Here is a 15,658-nt window from a genome sequence, read left to right as displayed (position 1 = left end):
GCGAGTGTCCGGCCCCTGCCGGTCCGGCCCCCGCCGCCGCCGACCCGCGACGGGGGCCGGCCGAGCGTTTTCGGGCAACAGTGCGGGGCCTCATACCAGAGCGGGACGAATGTCGGGCAAGTTTGTCAACTGCCCGTCGCACGTGCCCGCTTGGCGACTACCGTGTGTGGCCGGTGATCAACGGGCGGCTCATATTGCGTACCGATTTTTCGTTCGATATCGCGTATGCCGAGCCGTCCGCTGAGCCGAAGCTGACCACGTGCAGTACGCCGATTCCTGGGGCCCCACGTACCAAGGACGCTGATGTCTCAACTACGCGCACCCGCCGCGCGGCCAGACCGCCGCGAGGGCGGGCGCCACGGCCGGCCAGGCGCCCGCTCCCTGTCGTCAGCGGGAAGGTCGCATCCCGTGCCGTCGTCGCCGGAAGCCCGTATACGCCCTCAACTCCTGCGGACCGCAGCCCTGCCGGCGGTCGTCGCCGCGCTCAGCGGCGCAGCCGCGGTGATATTCACGATCCGCATCGCCACCCCTCAGCCGTCCGCCAGTCTGTGGGCCGTGCTCACCGCCTCCGCCCTGGTCGCCATGGCCGCCGTGGCGGCGGCGGCCATGAGCGCGGACCGCATGGCCAAGTCCGTACTCGACCGGTGCGCCGACCTGCGCCGCTCCAGCGCGCGCGGGCAGGCGGACCTGCGCACCGTGGTCGAGCAGCTCAGACGGGGGGAGGGACCGCCTGCCCGCGATACGCCCTCGCCAGCCCCGCCCGGCGGGGACGAATTCGACCTGCTGACCCAGGAGTTGAGCCGTTCGCACGAAGCCGCGGTGGCGGCGGTGGTGCAGGCGTCCCGTCTCTCCAGCAGCGTCGGCAATGAACAGAAGGTCGAAGTCTTCGTCAATCTGGCCCGGCGGCTCCAGTCGCTGGTCCACCGGGAGATCCAGCTCCTCGACGAGCTGGAGAACGAGGTCGAGGACCCCGAGCTGCTCAAGGGCCTCTTCCACGTCGATCACCTCGCCACCCGCATCCGCAGGCACGCGGAGAACCTCGCCGTCCTCGGCGGCGCGATCTCCCGGCGGCAGTGGTCCAACCCGGTCACCATGACGGAGGTGCTCCGCTCCGCGATCGCCGAGGTGGAGCAGTACCCCAGGGTCAAACTGGTGCCGCCGATCGACGGCACACTGCGCGGTCACGCCGTCGCCGACGTGATCCACCTGCTGGCCGAACTGGTCGAGAACGCCACGCTGTTCTCCGCGCCGCACACCCAGGTGCTGCTGCGCGCCTCGCACGTCACGGCCGGACTCGCCGTCGAGGTCGAGGACCGTGGCCTCGGCATGCCGGTCGGCGAGCAGAACAAGATGAACGCCCTGCTCGCCGATCCCGACCAGGTGAATGTCGCCCATCTGCTGCAGGACGGGCGGATCGGCCTCTTCGTCGTCTCGGCGCTGGCCCGCAGACACGGCATCGCGGTCCGGCTCCAGTCCAATATCTACGGCGGCGTCCAGGCCATCCTCGTACTGCCGCAGGGGCTGCTCGGATCCGAGCCGGAACGACTCGCTCAGGAGGCCGATGTGGCGGCCGCGGCGTCCGAAGCCGGGCACGACGCAAGCGGCCGGACGGCCGTCCCCCGGGCGGCCGCGGCGCAGTCCCCCTCGATCCCGCAGCAGCCGCACTCCCCGCCGTACCTGGATCAGCTCCAGCCGCAGCACCGGCAGCAATCGCAGCCACAGCCACAGTCACAGCCGCAGCGCGAGACGGCGCACGCCACACTTGGCGCGGGACCCCTTCCTGTACGTGGAGAGCACGCCGACAGGCCCAATCCGGCTGCCGCCCTCCCAGGCGCCGACCACTCGGCGCCCCAGGGGAGTTCGCCCGCCGAGTCCGCCCACACCACCCCTGAGCCGCCCGCAGGCGGGGTGGTCCGCGGCACCATGGGCCGCCCCCAACTGCCCCGACGCCGCAGTCAGGAACACCTCGTCCCCCAGCTCAGGGACGCCCCGTCGCCCCGCAAGGACGACGACCACGCCCTCCACGACCCGGGCTTGATGGCGGCCTTCCAGCGGGGCATCGGACTGGCCGAGTCCCATTCCCCCGCGGACCCCGGCCCACAGCCCGGACCGCAGCGCCACGACAACACCTCCAAGGAGTAGATGCACCATGGCGAGCGATGTGCCGAACGGTCATGTCTCGGACCTCGACTGGCTGCTCAGCGGCCTGGTCCAGCGCGTGCCGTACACCCGTAACGCGGTACTGCTCTCCTCCGACGGGCTGGTGAAATCCGTGCACGGCCTGGACCCCGACAGCGCCGACCACATGGCGGCACTCGCCTCCGGCCTCTACTCCCTGGGCCGCAGCGCCGGAGCGCGCTTCGGCGACGGCGGAGAGGTACGCCAGGTGGTGGTGGAGCTCGACTCCACACTGCTGTTCGTCTCCACCGCCGGCTCCGGCACCTGCCTCGCCGTACTCGCCGGGCGCGAGGCGGACGCCGCGGTCCTCGGGTACGAGATGGCGATGCTGGTCAAGAGCGTACGGCCCTACCTGACCACGCCGGCCAGACAGTCGGCGGTGGCGCCGAGCGCCGCAGGACAATGAGAGTGCCGTCCCCCAAGGACGGGCCGTTGCTAGACGACGCGGCCGGCCGACTCATCCGCCCGTACACGGTGAGCGGCGGCCGCACCCGTCCGACAACCGCGCTGGACCTGCTCTCGCTGGTGATGGCCACCGGGACCGTGCCACAGAAGCACTTAGGTCCCGAGCACGCCCTGGCGCTCGGCCTGTGCGACGGGCCTACCTCGGTCGCCGAGATCTCGGCGCACCTCAGGCTGCCGGCGGTCGTCACCAAGGTGCTGCTCTCCGATCTCGTGGACTGCGGCGCGGTCACCGCGCGGGCGCCCCGCTGCGGCAACACACCCACAGACCGTTCTTTGCTGGAGGCGGTGCTCGATGGCCTACGACGACGGCTCTGAACTCGACGGCCTCTTCCCCACCGCGCTGAAGATCCTCATAGCGGGGGGATTCGGGGTGGGCAAGACGACCTTCGTGGGAGCGGTCAGCGAGATCGAACCGCTGAGTACGGAGGAGCTGCTGACGCAGGTCAGCGTGGCCACCGACAGCCTGGACGGCATCGAGTCCAAGACCACCACGACGGTCGCCATGGACTTCGGCCGGATCAAGCTGGACGAGAGCCATGTGCTCTATCTCTTCGGCACCCCGGGCCAGGAGCGCTTCTGGTTCATGTGGGACGAACTCTCCGAGGGCGCGCTCGGCGCGGTCGTCCTCGCCGACACCCGCCGGCTCGAGGACTCGTTCTCCGCCGTTGACTTCTTCGAGCGACGCGGCATCGGATTCGTCGTCGCCGTCAATGAGTTCGACGGCGCGTACCGCTACGAACCGGAGGAAGTGCGGGCCGCGATCGGCCTGAAGCCCCAGGTGCCGGTCGTGCTGTGCGACGCGCGGATCGCCGGCTCGGCGACAGGGACGCTGGTCACCCTCGTCCAGCATCTGCTCACCACCACCGCGGTGCCGGCTCCGGCACCGAGCTACGGAGCACCGACATGACGTATGACCCGACCGGTCATCTGCTGCTGACCCCCGTCGACCGCGAAGCGCCCGTCCGTGTGCGACGGCTGCGCCAGCTCGGCTTCGGGGACCGGCCCGACCCCGCCTTCGACGAATTCGCGCACAGGCTCGCGGAGGTGACCGGCGCGCCGTACTCGATGGTCAACTTCATCGATGAGAACCGGCAGTTCTTCGCCGGGCTGCACACCCCGGCCGGTACGCACAGTGGCAACGATCTGGGCGCGGCGGCCGCGGCGGGCGGCGGTGACGTCAGCCGTTTCATGGCGCGCGACCACGGCTACTGCCCGCATGTGGTCGTACGGCGCAAGGCGCTCGTGCTGGAGGACGTCTGCGACTATCCGAGGTTCGCGGGGAACCCGGTCGTCGACGAGATCGGCATCCGTTCCTATCTGGGGGCGCCCTTGATCGACCGTACAGGGATCGCGCTGGGCACGATCTGTGTCGTCGACACCGAGCCGCGGCCGTGGGGGCGTGCGGGTCTGGAGACCATCAAGTCGCTGGCCGCGGAGCTGATCGAGCAGATCCACCGGCGCGAGGACGGCCGCATCTGAGCCGCGCACTCCCCCTACGCCACGCACTCCCCCTACGCCCGCAGGGCGTAGGGGGAGTGTCTTCAGTCGGGTCCGGGGCGGAGCCACGGGTCAAAGCGCCGGCTCCAGCCTGACCTCGTCGGCCAGCCGCTGCGACCACTGCCCCTTCGCCGTGCCCAGCGCGACCTCCGCCAGGCGCAGCAGCTGAATGTCGGAGGTCCCGGCGGGGGCGAACATATGAAGCGCGTCCCGCAGATACCGTTCGATGGGGCGGTCGGTGAAGAGCCCGGCAGCGGCATGGATCTCCATGGCGTTGCGCGCGGAGTCGATCGCCGACTCGACATTGACCAGCTTGGCGTTCATCAGCTCCGCGTCGCACGGCAGTCCCTGGTCGAGCAGGTGCACGGCGTGGTACGCGGCGAGCCGGGCGGTCATCAGCCGTGACTGCAGCTTTCCCAACTTCAGCTTGATGGACGGAAGTTCATGGAGCGGCTCGCCATACCGGTGCCGTTCCGCGCAGAAGCGGGTGGTCTCCTCCAGGATTGCCTGGTGGATGCCGAGTGACACGGCGGTGAGGTTGGCGCGGCCGTACAGCACGCTGGAGGAGTACGCCACGGACAGACCGTCGCCCTCCTCGCCGAGCCGGTTCGGGGCCGGGACACGGCAGTTGTGGAAGTGCAGCTCACCGAAGCTGAAGCCGTGCAGTCCCATCGTCGGCCGCTGCTCGCCGACTCCGAACCCCGGGCGGTCCGACTCGACCAGGAAGGCCGTCAGCCCTTTCGATCCCGGAGCGGTCCTGACCACCACGCCGTGCAGATCGCCCACGTGGCTGTTGCCGACGAACACCTTTCGGCCATTCAGGATGTAGTCGTCGCCGTCCCGCACCGCGGTGGCTCTCATGCCCAGCACATGGCCGCCCGACTCGGGTTCCGTGACCGCGATTGTCGGCAGGCATTCGCCGGCGGCGATGGATGGGAGCCAGGTCTTCTTCTGCTGGTCGCTGCCGAAATGGACAATCTTGGCAACGCCCAGCTGAGAGGCCTGGATCATCGCGCCCATCGCCCCGCTGACCCGGGACAGTTCCTCGATGATGATGGTCTTGGCGAGGTGGCCGACACCCATCCCGCCGTGCTCCTTGCTGATGGTGGCGCCGAGCCAGCCCTGCCGGGCTATCAGCCGGGACAGATCGCGGTGGACCGAGCGGGCGGCCTCCATCGCGGGAATCCTCGGACGTACCTCCCTCTCCGCGAAGTCGCGGACATGGTCACGTAATTGATGATGCAGTCGACTGGCGAAGTATCCGTCCATCGCGAGCCCTCCTCTGCGAAACGCCTGCTCGGGCTGTTGTTCGAGCAGGTGGTGCATCGGCAGTGGTCCCGTCCCGAACAGGCCGACCACATTATGGTGTTGATCGTTTCCAAGTGGCACAAGATCGACGCCAACCTTGTCCAAAAAGCAGTCCGTTGACGTTTGATTGAGGGTGTGTCCCGTGTGGTACACGCCCGTCCGGTCCTGCCGTACGGCATTCCCCCTGTGCTTGTTTCTGCCACATGCCATCGGCAAAGGTTTCGTGGGCATATGGCACTGAGGGACAAGACGAAGCCTCAGACGTGCACAACGGTGACATCCCGGAACACCGGAAGAACCGATCCGGCGCAGACCCAGACCGAAAAGAACGCTTGTGGGCAGGGGCGACGGATTTGAAGGTCGGCCGTACCGGCGTACGGGAGTGCTGCCCGGCGCGCGAAGCGCACAAGGGGTGCCAGGGGCGCGCGACTCGGTGTACTCGCGCGCCGGGCGCTGTCACGCGCGATGCTCCAGTACGTCGACGGCCAGCTCACGCACCACTGCCTCGTCCACCTCGACCCCCAGCCCTGGGGAGTCGGGCACCTGAGCCACTCCCTTCTCCACCCGCACCGTCTGCCCCGCGTACGGAGATTCAATGAACTGACGGCCATTCAGATCGACCGGGGTGTCGATCCCGTACGCCGCGAAGAGATGCAGCGATGCTGCAAGCCCCAGATCGGAGTCGGTCAGCCCGGACCCCATCAGCCGGACCCCGCAGTCCTCGGCGAGCGCACACAGTCGCCGTGACAGCGTGAGCCCGCCGCTGCGCTGCACCTTGGCTATCGCCACGTCCACCGCCTCAAGACGGACGAAGGTCGCGAGATCGGTGGGGTGCCGCAGACTCTCGTCGAGCGCCACCGGCACGGGGGAGTGCTCGCGCAGCCGCCGCAGCCCCGCGATGTCGTTGGCGGGCAGCGGCTGCTCGAAGGCGGTGATCCCGATCGCGTCCAGCCGCCGCGCCATGCGCAGCGCGGCGTCCACGATGTACGCCTGGTTGGCGTCCACCCAGACCGGCGCACCCGGCGCGTGTTCGCGCACCGCCGCCACCACGGCCGCGTCCGTGTCCTCGTCGTGCAGCCCGATCTTGACCTTGAACGCCCGGTATCCGGCGTCCGAGCCCTCCGCAACACTGTCGCCGACTTCGGCGGGGGACTGCCCGGACACGATCCACCCCAGCTCGATCGACTCCGACCTGCGCTGACCCCACAGCACGCCGAGCGGCACCCCGGCGGCCCGCCCCAGCAGATCGTGCAACGCCACATCCACCGCGCTCTTGGCCAGCGGCGCGCCGATGGTGAAGCCGCGGCTGATGGCACGGTCGAAGGCGCTGTCGACGGCGTCCAGGTTCCAGGCGGGCCTGCCGACGATGGCCGGGGCGAGATAGCGGTCGACCGTGGTGACGATGGACTCGGCGGTCTCGTACGTCCAGGCAGGGATGGGCGTCGCCTCGCCCCAGCCGTGCACACCGTCCGTGCTCACCTTCACCAGCACCCGCAGCGACGGCTGTCCGGCGACGGCGACCGCGCCACCGGAAACGCCGAAGGAGCGGCGGGTGGGCAGGGCGACCGCGAAGGTCTCGACGCGCTCGATGTTCATCAACTGGTCCTTCCAGTAAGCGGGGTGGACGGTGGGGCGGTGCTGGCGCGCAGGACGACCTCGCCGCCGACCCGCAGCATCCGCGAACGCGGGCCGCGCGGTTCGCGCAGCGCGAGGGCGATCACCTCCTGCCCCATGGCGGTCAGCGGCAGCGCCACCGTGGTGAGCGGGGGAGTCAGCTCCCGTACGAGGGGAATGTCGTCGAAGCCCGCGAGCGAGATGTCCCGCGGCACCCGGACGCCCGCTTCCCGGAAGGCGGCGAGCGCGCCCACCGCCATCACATCGGTGACCGCGAAGACGCAAGTTGGCCGGGTGGAACGGGCGAGGAGTTCACGGGCGGCCGTATGACCGCCCTCGCGGGTGAAGGCGCCGCGCACCACCCTGTCGGGCCCGAGCGTGATCCCGGCCTGTGCCAGGCCTTCCCGGAACCCGGCGAGCCGGTCGGTGACGGTGGTGAGCTCGGGCGGCCCGCTGAGCACCGCGAACTCCCGGTGTCCCAGGGCCAGTAGGGCACCGGCGAGGGCGGCGGCTCCGGCCCGGTTCTCCGGCAGTACGGCATCCACCCGCAGGCTGCGGTGCCGGCTGACGACCGCGACCCGGCCGCCCGCGCGGACATACGGTTCCAGCTCGGCCGCCAGCGCCCGTTCCCAGGCCCGGTCCTGGAACCCCGAGCCGATCAGCAGGATGGCCCGGGCCCGCTGTGCGCGCAGGGTGGAGACGTACGCGATCTCCCGGGCCGGTTCCCGGAAGGTGCTGGCGAGCATGACGAGCAGATCCTGCTCGGCGGCCGCCCGCATCACGCCGTCCGCGATGGCGGCGAAGTACGGATCGCCGACGTCGTGGCAGATGAGGCCCACGGTGTTGTTGGAGGCGCTGGCGAGCGCCTGGGCATGGGCGTTGGGGATATAGCCGAGCAGATCGGCCGCCGCACGCACGCGCCGGCGCAGATCCTCCCGGACCCGGGTGGTGCCGTTGAGGGCACGGGACGCGGTGGCCAGGGAGACGCCCGCTCTGCGGGCGACGACGTCCAGCGTCACATGGACAGGTGTTGCTTGCCGTTCACTCACTGCACCCCCCGAAACTTCGGGACGACCTATTGACCGTGCGTACAGGCAGTCATTAGCGTGGCGACACCTTATCAGAAAGCGCTTTCTGAAAGCGTTTTCCCAGAGGAGTCGACAGTGAGCCAGAGCGCCATCAAGGCGGCACCCCGGAAAGTGGCGGGAGTTGCCACGCGGAACAGGCCGGGCGCGGGGGAGCGCGCCGTCCGTGCGATCGAGCAGAGCTGGCGGCCCGTTGCGCTGCTGCTGGTCTGCTTCGGCGTGTGGTGGGTGATCGCCGCGGCCGAACTGGTCGAGCCGTACCTCGTCCCCTCACCCGGCGCGACGCTGGACGTGCTGACCGGGAAGACCGACTACATCTGGCAGCACACCTGGGTGACCACCTACGAGACGCTCCTCGGTTTCCTGATCGCCGTCGCGGTCGGCGTGCTCGCCGCGGTGATCATGGTCTACTCGTCGACCGTCGAGAAAACGCTCTACCCGATCCTGCTCTTCGCGCAGGTCGTCCCAAAGATCGCCATAGCCCCTCTGTTCGTCGTCTGGCTCGGTTTCGGCATCGCGCCGAAGATCCTCATCGCCGTCCTCATCGCCTTCTTCCCCGTTGTCATTTCGATGGTGACCGGACTCAAGGCCGTCGACCCGGAGATGCTCCAGCTGTCGTCGACCATGGGCGCGAGCCCCTGGCAGACCTTCGTCAAGATCCGCCTCCCCGCCTCCCTGCCCCATCTCTTCTCCGGCCTCAAGGTCGCCGTCACGCTGGCCGTGACCGGCGCCGTCGTAGGCGAGTTCGTCGGCGCGAACGAGGGACTCGGCTATGTGATCCTCCAGGCCAACGGAAACCTCGACACCCCCATGCTCTTCGCGGGACTGCTCGTGATGTCTCTGATCGGCGTGATCCTCTTCGTCCTCGTCGAGATCGCCGAGAAGCTTCTGCTCCCGTGGCACGCCAGCCGCCGCGAGGCAGGCGTCACCACCAGCTACTGACCGGCCCTACCGACCGGCCCACCTACCGGCCCACCTACTGACCGGCACGATCCACGCTGACGAGAAGGACCAGCAATGACTGCGCGCAGACTTCTGATCGGCCTCGTTCCGCTGCTCCTGGTCGCCACGGCCTGTGGTGAGGACGGCTCGGACAAGACCACCAGCGACTCCGGCAAGGAACTCGACAAGGTCACTCTGACGCTCAACTGGTATCCGTACGGCGAACACGCGCCGTTCTACTACGGCAAGCAGCAGAAGATATTCGAGAAGCACGGCATCGACATCAACATCCAGGCCGGGCAGGGCTCCCAGAAGACCGTCCAGGCAACCGGCGCCGGACAGACCGACTTCGGCTGGGCCGACACCCCCGCGCTGCTCTCCGGTGTCGACTCCGGCGTCAAGGTGAAGAGCCTCGGCGTCTTCCTGCAGACGACGCCCTCCTCCGTGCAGTTCTTCGAGTCGAAGGGCATCAAGACGCCCGCCGACCTCAAGGGCAGGACCATCGCGGGCACCGCGGGCGACGCGCTCTCCAAGACGTTCCCGATCTTCCTGAAGAAGAACAATCTCGCGGAGTCCGACGTCAAGGTGCAGAACACCGACCCCGCGGGCAAGATCGCCGCGGTGATCTCCGGCAAGACGGACGGACTGCTCGGCTACGCCAGCGACCAGGGTCCGACCATGCAGAACAAGGCCAAGAAGCCAATCGGTTATCTGCGCTTCTCGGAGAACGGGCTCAACTTCTACTCCAACGGCCTCATCACCGGCCAGAAGTTCCTGACCGGCAAGAAGGATGTCGCGGCGCGCATGGTGAAGGCGGTCAGCGAGTCCTTCGCCGCCGCCGAGAAGGCGCCCGAGCCGGCCGTCGCCGCGATGCAGGGCGCCAGCGAGCAACTCCCGCCCAAGGAAGTCCTGTCCGAGCAGTTCAAGACGACCCTGACGCTGCTGCACACCCAGGCGACCGAGGGCAAGGCCCCCGGTGTCAACACCGACGCCGACTGGCAGCAGACCATCGACGTCTTCGCCGAGGCGGGTCTGGTCAAGAGCCCCAAGACCGTGACGGACTACTGGGACAGCGCCACCGCACTGAAGGGATGACGATGGGCGAAGACACGACGGTGCGGGAGCCGGCAGTGACGGTCAAGGACAGCCACCAGGGGCCCACCGCGGCGGTCGGCATCGAGGACGTCGCTGTACGGTTCCGTACCAAGAACCGGGACGTCACCGCGCTCACCGACGTCTCCCTCGATGTCGCGATGGGGGAGTTCGTCGCCATCGTAGGACCCTCGGGCTGCGGCAAGTCCACGCTGCTCAAACTCGTCGCCGGCCTGCTCAAGCCCTCCATCGGTGACGTCCGGCTGCACGGCGAGCGGGTGCAGGGTCCACGGCACGACATCGGATACGTATTCCAGCGCGCGGCCCTGCTGGAGTGGCGGTCGGCGCGGCGCAACATCCTGCTCCAGGCCGAGATGCGGAGGATGCCGGGCGCCGTGGCCCACGGGCGCGCGGACCAACTGATCGCCATGACCGGACTCGACGGCTTCGAGGACGCCTATCCGCACGAGCTGTCCGGCGGTATGCAGCAGCGGGTGGCGCTGTGCCGCGCGCTGCTGCACGAGCCGCCGGTGCTGCTGATGGACGAGCCGTTCGGCGCGCTCGACGCGCTGACCCGCGAGCAGATGAACATGGAGCTCAATCGCATCTGGCGCGAGACCGGCACCACAGTGCTGCTGGTCACCCACTCCATCTCGGAGGCGTGCTATCTCGCCGACCGGGTCGTGGTGATGAGCCCGCGGCCCGGCACCATCACCGAGATCATCGAGGTCGGACTGCCCGCCGAGCGCGACTACACCGAGACGATGGGGCGACCTGAATTCCGCGAGGCCACCACCCATATCCGGGGTCTGCTCGGCGCGGCGTCCGCGCAGGACTAGCCGATGCCCGGCGGGGCTGTTCCCCTCCCCGCCCCTTCCCGCTGTATCGATTTGCGGCTCCGCCGCGTGGGGGGCTCCGCCCCAGACCCCCGGTACGCCCTTCGGGCGTTGTCCTCAATCGCCGGACGGGCTTGAAGTTCCGCCCGTCCGGGCGGAACTTCAAGCCCGTCCGGGCAAATCAAGCCCCGTGGGGGCCCCCGGACGAAGTCTGGGGGAGATTGAGGAGCGGGGTCCGGGGCGGAGCCCCGAAAGCCAGCCTCGCCGGCGATTGAGGCGCGGGGTCTGGGGCGGAGCCCCCGTTCGGGACTCCGTCAGTACCTGAGGTTCGCCAGGTACGTGTAGCTGTTCTGCGCGGTCGTGAACGGGTCGGCCGGCGAGTCGTGCTCGACCAGCCACTGCTTCACACGGCCGCTGCGCGCCGTGTCGAACATCGACGGGAAGTCCAGGGTTCCGGAGCCGACATCGGCGAAGCCGCCGTCCGGAGCCATGTCCTTGACGTGCAGCGCGGGGAAGCGCCGCCGGTGGCGCACGAACAGCGAACGCGGATCCGCCCCGCCCTTCGCCGCCCAGTAGACATCCAGCTCGAAGGCCACCAGCTCCGGGTCGGTCTCGTTGAGGAGGATGTCGTACAGATTCTCTCCGTCGACGACCTCGTGGTCGAGGCCGTGATTGTGGAAGAGCAGCGGACCGAGACCGGACTCGCGGGCGGCGAGCCCGGCCTTGTTGAACTGCCGTGCCGCTTCCCGGAATCCGGCCGGAGTGTGCATCGAGCCGGGCAGGCTCGGCACCACGATCCATCGCGCGCCGAGGGTGTGGATGTCATCGAGTGCCTGCGGCAGACCGTCGCTGGTGACGACGGTGTAGCCGACATGCTCGAGCACCGCCTTGAGGCGGGTCTCCTCCAGCATGCCCCGGATCGCGGCCGCGCTGTTGCCGTGCCGGCCGCTGACCCCGACCGTCGCGTACCCCATGCCCGCCAGTCGCGCGAGGGTCCCCTTGAAGTCCTTCGCCAGGGGCGTGCGCATCGTGTAGAGGTGCATGCCGATGCCGGAGGGCGGGATGCGTCGTCGGCGGCCGCCCTCGGCGGCGTACGCCGGGCGGCTCAAGGCCGTCGCCGCAGCGGCGCCCAGCGCCGTGCCGAGGAACGCACGTCGTGTGCCGTTCATGTCTGCTTCCCTCTCAACTCGCGCTGATTCGGACGTAGTTGACTGTCGTGTCGCCCTTGTTGTCGGTGACGGTCAGATGCGCGGTGTACGCACCGGGGCGGGCGTAGCTGTGCGCCGCCGTCGCTCCCTCAGGAGCGGTGGGCTTGGCGTTGTCGCCGAAGTCCCAGTGGTACGAGGCGATGGTGCGGCCGGGCAGCGGCTCGACCTTGCTCGCGAGCTGCACCGCGAGCGGCGCGGTCCCGGTCGCGGGCGTCGCCGTCAGCGAGACCTTGGTCGCCGGGTGCTTCTCGACGCCCCTCCCGTTGAAGTGCAGCCAGTCGAGGGCGAGCAGATCGGGCTTCTCGGCCGACCACTGCGGGTTGGTGAAGACCGCGTACAGCTTCACAGTGCCGCCCGGGTTCCTGAGGGCGGTCGTGGGCGAGACGACGTTGCCCCAGTCCCCGGTGTTCGGGACGGTCACCTTGCCCAGCAGCGGACCTGTCGGTGATCCGGCGCGGAACTCCACGTCCCCGCCGAGGCCGCCGGAGGCCGCCCCGACCGTCACCGACTCGATCCCCTTCAGGTGCACGGGGTCGAAGCTGATCCAGTCGCCGTCCTCGATCTCGGCCAGCCGCCTACCGCCCGAGGCGTCGGCGCGGCTCGCCACCACCACCCCGGCGTGTGCGCCGCCGGTGGTGGTCATGTGCTCGGCCTCACGGAACGTCGTACGCAGGGTCAGCGAGCTGGAGCCGGTGAGCGCGGGCACGCCCGGTACTCCCTTGTCCTCGTACTGCGCGGTGATCCCGTAGTACAGATTCTGGCCGGGACCGTGGCTTTCGCCCGCGTCGGTCGCGATCTCGCCCGTGCAGCCGGTGTAGTTGTCCAATGGATGCAGATGGGTGTCATGGCCGAGCTGCGACTGGACGACCACTCGCGAGCAGTCGATCCGCCGACCGTCCTCTTTGTCCCTGACCTTCACCGTGAAGGGGATGGTGTCGCCGAAGCTGAACATCCCTCCGTTCGACGGCTGTTGGATGGTCACCACGGGCCGGGTGTTGCCGACGGTGATGTCCTGGACGGCGAGTCCCGTCAGATCTCCCGGTCCGGTGACCGTCAGTCGCGCGGTGAAGCGTCCCTTGGTCCGGTAGACGTGGGTCGGGTTCGCCTCGGTCGAGTCGGTCGTGCCGTTCCCGTCGAAGTCCCACGCGTACGTCACCGGCTTGCCGCCCGGCAGTCCGGAGCCCGCACTGGAGAACTTCACGGTCAGCGGCACCGAGCCGGTGTCGGGAGAGGCCGTGGCCTTGGCGTCGGGCAGCCGGCCGTCACCGACGTAGTCGATGCGGTAGATGCCCGAGCCCTCGTTGCTGCCGCCCCGTCCCGTACCGCTGCCGAGGCCGAAGTCGATGACGTACAGCGCTCCGTCGGGTCCGAAGTCGGCTTCGAAGGGCTGGTTCCACGTCATGTCGGCGAAGACGGAGTTGATCGACTGAAGATCGCCCGCCTTCGCCGGTGCGAAACGCGGATCGGTGAAGGTCTGGTCCTGCCGCTGAATTGAGAAGGACTTGAACCACTTGCGGGTCAGCTCGTAGTTCAGCCACTTCCCCTCGAAGTACTCGGGGAACTTGGTGCGGTACGTGTTCGCCGCGTCGTAGTCGTACACCGGGCCGCTCATCGGCCCGCCCCCGCCCGTACCGAGCTCGGGGAACTGAGCGGACGCCGAGTACGCGTACCAGACCGTGGCGGGCTGAGCCGGCGGCAGCTCGGCCAGGCCCGTGTTGTTGGGCGAATCGTTGACCAGCTTCGCGCAGTCGAACTTCGGGCCAGGTGTCCTGGTCGCGAAGTCGTAGTCGTTGAACGGGGTGTTGTCGCCGATGCAGTACGGCCAGCCGAAGTTGCCCGCCTTGGTGATACGGGTGAACTCGACGGTGCCTTCAGGACCGCGGTCCGGCTTGGCGGCGCGTGCGTCGGGTCCGTAGTCCGCAACCAGCAGCGCGCCGCTCAGCGGATCGGTTGTGATCCGGAACGGGTTGCGCATCCCCATCGCGTAGATCTCGGCACGCGTCTTCTCGGCGCCGGGGGCGAAGAGGTTGCCCTCGGGGGCGGTGTACGTACCGTCGTCCTTCGGCGTGATGCGCAGGATCTTGCCGCGCAGGTCATTGGTATTTCCCGCGGTGCCCTGAGCGTCCCAGGCACGGCGTCCCTCGCCCTCGTCGATCGGAGCGAAGCCCTCGGAGGCGAACGGGTCGGTGTTGTCGCCGGTCGCGATGTACAGCTCGCCCTTCTTGTCGAAGGCGATCGAGCCGGCCATATGGGAGTTGGCCCGCCCCTCGCCCCGCCAGGTGGGAATGGTGAGGAGCCGCTTCTCGGAGGCGGGGTCGATCGTGTTGCCGGTCACCGTGAACCGCGAGAGGTTGAGCCGTTTCTCGGTCTTGTCGGAGTTCAGCAGATAGAGCCAGTTGTTCTTCCCGAATTCCGGATCGAGAGCGAGTCCGAGGAGACCGTCGGACTGGCTCGTCATGTCGGGCGTGTACGCGAAGTCCAGCGCGGTGGTGACCTTCAGCGTCTGCTGGTCGATCACCTTGACCTTGCCGGTGCGCTGGATGAAGAAGACCCGGCGGTCGGGCGCGACGGCGAGTTCGAAGGGGTCGGCGAGATCGCTGGTGACCAGCGGTGTGCGCTGGAAGGCGCCGGTCTTCGTGGCGGTGCAGTCGCCGGGCTTGTTGCCGGCGGCCCATTGGATCCCGCCGAGGATGTGCTTGAGGAAACCCTCTTCCTGGAAGGCGGACTTGGCGTGGCCGCCCGCGGTGAACCAGGAGCGTCCGCCGTCGTAGTTCTGGCACCAGGACCACGGGTGGTCGACACCCTCGTCGAGCCCGGTGATGCCGTCCCGCACCTTGATCTGGGCGAGGGTGTGAACCTTCCCGGTCGGATTGGTGCGCCAGTTGTACCACTCCTCCGTACGCTCCCAGAGCTCGGGAAGCCCCTTGGTGGAGGGGTGGGCATGGTCGAGCACCTTGATCCGCCCGGTCTGCACGGCCGGGTGCTTGTCGAAGATCGCGCCGACCAGTCCCTCGTACCAGTCCCAGTCGCGCTCGCTCGCGGAGGCGGCGTGCAGTCCTACCCAGCCGCCGCCGCCCCGGATGTACTTCTGGAGCGCGGCGCGCTGCTCGGCGCCCAGCAGATCGCCCTTCTCAGGCGTGGAGTTGGTGTTGTTGAAGACGATCGCCTGGAAGCGCGCGAGGTTCGTATCGCTGAACGCGGCGGCGTCGTCGGTGGCTTCGACGTCGAAGCCGTTCTCGCTGCCGAGCTTCTTGATCGCATCGATCCCGGCGGGGATGGAGTCGTGGTAGAAGTTCGTGACTTTGGAGAAGACCAGTACGCGATAGGGCGCGGCGTCGGCGCGGGGCGGCGAGGCGATCCCGAGGGCGACGACGAGCGCCAGCAGTGCGGTGATGACGGTTAAGGGGGAGAGGGGCATGCGGCTGAGCGGTGC

Annotated in this window: 14 protein-coding genes; 9 read left to right on the top strand and 5 right to left on the bottom strand. The window is 68.8% G+C overall.

Annotation, left to right across the window (positions count from 1 at the left end):
- Nucleotides 1–303 precede the first annotated feature (303 nt).
- From QFZ67_RS05320 to QFZ67_RS05300, 5 genes are read left to right on the top strand one after another with little or no spacing between them, the layout of a single operon-like run.
- On the top strand, nucleotides 304–2,142 hold the full coding sequence (locus tag QFZ67_RS05320) for an ATP-binding protein (protein ID WP_307659923.1): 1,839 nt from the start codon (nucleotides 304–306) through the stop codon (nucleotides 2,140–2,142).
- A gap of 7 nt (nucleotides 2,143–2,149) precedes the next feature.
- Nucleotides 2,150–2,584 carry a roadblock/LC7 domain-containing protein gene (locus QFZ67_RS05315; RefSeq protein ID WP_307659922.1) on the top strand — a complete coding sequence of 145 codons (435 nt, stop codon included), beginning with the start codon at nucleotides 2,150–2,152 and terminating at the stop codon, nucleotides 2,582–2,584.
- A gap of 2 nt (nucleotides 2,585–2,586) precedes the next feature.
- The gene (locus QFZ67_RS05310) at nucleotides 2,587–2,958 is read left to right on the top strand and encodes a DUF742 domain-containing protein (protein ID WP_307659921.1); all 372 of its coding nucleotides are present in this window, start codon (nucleotides 2,587–2,589) and stop codon (nucleotides 2,956–2,958) included.
- Entirely contained in the window at nucleotides 2,936–3,550 is a 615-nt protein-coding gene (locus tag QFZ67_RS05305; protein WP_307659920.1) for an ATP/GTP-binding protein, read from the top strand. Before QFZ67_RS05310 ends, QFZ67_RS05305 begins: the two co-directional genes overlap by 23 nt.
- Nucleotides 3,547–4,122, top strand: a complete 576-nt coding sequence (locus tag QFZ67_RS05300; protein WP_307659919.1) for a GAF domain-containing protein — start codon at nucleotides 3,547–3,549, stop codon at nucleotides 4,120–4,122. The genes QFZ67_RS05305 and QFZ67_RS05300 overlap by 4 nt, the downstream gene beginning before the upstream one ends.
- 90 nt (nucleotides 4,123–4,212) lie before the next feature.
- On the opposite strand, the gene QFZ67_RS05295 is transcribed toward QFZ67_RS05300, so the two are convergent.
- Complete coding sequence (locus tag QFZ67_RS05295; RefSeq protein ID WP_307659918.1) at nucleotides 4,213–5,409, bottom strand: acyl-CoA dehydrogenase family protein; 1,197 nt, start codon at nucleotides 5,407–5,409, stop codon at nucleotides 4,213–4,215.
- On the opposite strand from QFZ67_RS05295, the gene QFZ67_RS05290 reads away from it, so the two are divergent.
- The gene (locus QFZ67_RS05290) at nucleotides 5,377–5,568 is read left to right on the top strand and encodes a hypothetical protein (RefSeq protein ID WP_307666124.1); all 192 of its coding nucleotides are present in this window, start codon (nucleotides 5,377–5,379) and stop codon (nucleotides 5,566–5,568) included. The two genes, QFZ67_RS05295 and QFZ67_RS05290, sit on opposite strands and share 33 nt — an antisense overlap.
- A gap of 336 nt (nucleotides 5,569–5,904) precedes the next feature.
- On the opposite strand, the gene QFZ67_RS05285 is transcribed toward QFZ67_RS05290, so the two are convergent.
- Nucleotides 5,905–7,044 (bottom strand): mandelate racemase/muconate lactonizing enzyme family protein, encoded by a 1,140-nt coding sequence (locus QFZ67_RS05285; protein WP_307659917.1) that lies wholly within the window; start codon nucleotides 7,042–7,044, stop codon nucleotides 5,905–5,907.
- A complete protein-coding gene (locus tag QFZ67_RS05280) occupies nucleotides 7,044–8,081 on the bottom strand; it encodes a LacI family DNA-binding transcriptional regulator (RefSeq protein ID WP_373430207.1) in 1,038 nt (345 codons plus the stop codon). The genes QFZ67_RS05285 and QFZ67_RS05280 overlap by 1 nt, the downstream gene beginning before the upstream one ends.
- 144 nt (nucleotides 8,082–8,225) lie before the next feature.
- On the opposite strand from QFZ67_RS05280, the gene QFZ67_RS05275 reads away from it, so the two are divergent.
- The 3 genes from QFZ67_RS05275 to QFZ67_RS05265 all read left to right on the top strand — a co-directional run bounded on the left by QFZ67_RS05275 (nucleotide 8,226) and on the right by QFZ67_RS05265 (nucleotide 11,020).
- A complete protein-coding gene (locus QFZ67_RS05275) occupies nucleotides 8,226–9,089 on the top strand; it encodes an ABC transporter permease (RefSeq protein WP_307659915.1) in 864 nt (287 codons plus the stop codon).
- A 75-nt stretch (nucleotides 9,090–9,164) separates the two neighbouring features.
- Nucleotides 9,165–10,184 carry an ABC transporter substrate-binding protein gene (locus tag QFZ67_RS05270; RefSeq protein WP_307659914.1) on the top strand — a complete coding sequence of 340 codons (1,020 nt, stop codon included), beginning with the start codon at nucleotides 9,165–9,167 and terminating at the stop codon, nucleotides 10,182–10,184.
- Nucleotides 10,181–11,020 carry an ABC transporter ATP-binding protein gene (locus QFZ67_RS05265; protein WP_307659913.1) on the top strand — a complete coding sequence of 280 codons (840 nt, stop codon included), beginning with the start codon at nucleotides 10,181–10,183 and terminating at the stop codon, nucleotides 11,018–11,020. Before QFZ67_RS05270 ends, QFZ67_RS05265 begins: the two co-directional genes overlap by 4 nt.
- A 311-nt stretch (nucleotides 11,021–11,331) precedes the next feature.
- On the opposite strand, the gene QFZ67_RS05260 is transcribed toward QFZ67_RS05265, so the two are convergent.
- Together QFZ67_RS05260 and QFZ67_RS05255 are read right to left on the bottom strand one after the other, a co-directional pair.
- Nucleotides 11,332–12,186, bottom strand: a complete 855-nt coding sequence (locus QFZ67_RS05260) for a sugar phosphate isomerase/epimerase (protein WP_307659912.1) — start codon at nucleotides 12,184–12,186, stop codon at nucleotides 11,332–11,334.
- A gap of 13 nt (nucleotides 12,187–12,199) precedes the next feature.
- A complete protein-coding gene (locus tag QFZ67_RS05255) occupies nucleotides 12,200–15,643 on the bottom strand; it encodes a ThuA domain-containing protein (RefSeq protein ID WP_307659911.1) in 3,444 nt (1,147 codons plus the stop codon).
- Nucleotides 15,644–15,658: the final 15 nt, after the last annotated feature.

Origin of the sequence: Streptomyces sp. V1I1 (genome assembly GCF_030817355.1) — a bacterium.
In the GTDB taxonomy this organism is placed as follows: domain Bacteria; phylum Actinomycetota; class Actinomycetes; order Streptomycetales; family Streptomycetaceae; genus Streptomyces.
This window is presented reverse-complemented; position numbering and strand designations above follow the sequence as displayed.

What these genes read in the sequence shown, in the direction of transcription:
- QFZ67_RS05295 (WP_307659918.1), bottom strand. Translation starts at nt 5,409, where the DNA reads ATGGACGGATACTTCGCCAGTCGACTGCATCATCAATTACGTGACCAT.
- QFZ67_RS05255 (WP_307659911.1), bottom strand. Translation starts at nt 15,643, where the DNA reads ATGCCCCTCTCCCCCTTAACCGTCATCACCGCACTGCTGGCGCTCGTC.
- QFZ67_RS05290 (WP_307666124.1), top strand. Translation starts at nt 5,377, where the DNA reads ATGATGCAGTCGACTGGCGAAGTATCCGTCCATCGCGAGCCCTCCTCT.
- QFZ67_RS05305 (WP_307659920.1), top strand. Translation starts at nt 2,936, where the DNA reads ATGGCCTACGACGACGGCTCTGAACTCGACGGCCTCTTCCCCACCGCG.
- QFZ67_RS05320 (WP_307659923.1), top strand. Translation starts at nt 304, where the DNA reads ATGTCTCAACTACGCGCACCCGCCGCGCGGCCAGACCGCCGCGAGGGC.
- QFZ67_RS05285 (WP_307659917.1), bottom strand. Translation starts at nt 7,044, where the DNA reads ATGAACATCGAGCGCGTCGAGACCTTCGCGGTCGCCCTGCCCACCCGC.
- QFZ67_RS05260 (WP_307659912.1), bottom strand. Translation starts at nt 12,186, where the DNA reads ATGAACGGCACACGACGTGCGTTCCTCGGCACGGCGCTGGGCGCCGCT.
- QFZ67_RS05265 (WP_307659913.1), top strand. Translation starts at nt 10,181, where the DNA reads ATGACGATGGGCGAAGACACGACGGTGCGGGAGCCGGCAGTGACGGTC.
- QFZ67_RS05315 (WP_307659922.1), top strand. Translation starts at nt 2,150, where the DNA reads ATGGCGAGCGATGTGCCGAACGGTCATGTCTCGGACCTCGACTGGCTG.
- QFZ67_RS05300 (WP_307659919.1), top strand. Translation starts at nt 3,547, where the DNA reads ATGACGTATGACCCGACCGGTCATCTGCTGCTGACCCCCGTCGACCGC.
- QFZ67_RS05270 (WP_307659914.1), top strand. Translation starts at nt 9,165, where the DNA reads ATGACTGCGCGCAGACTTCTGATCGGCCTCGTTCCGCTGCTCCTGGTC.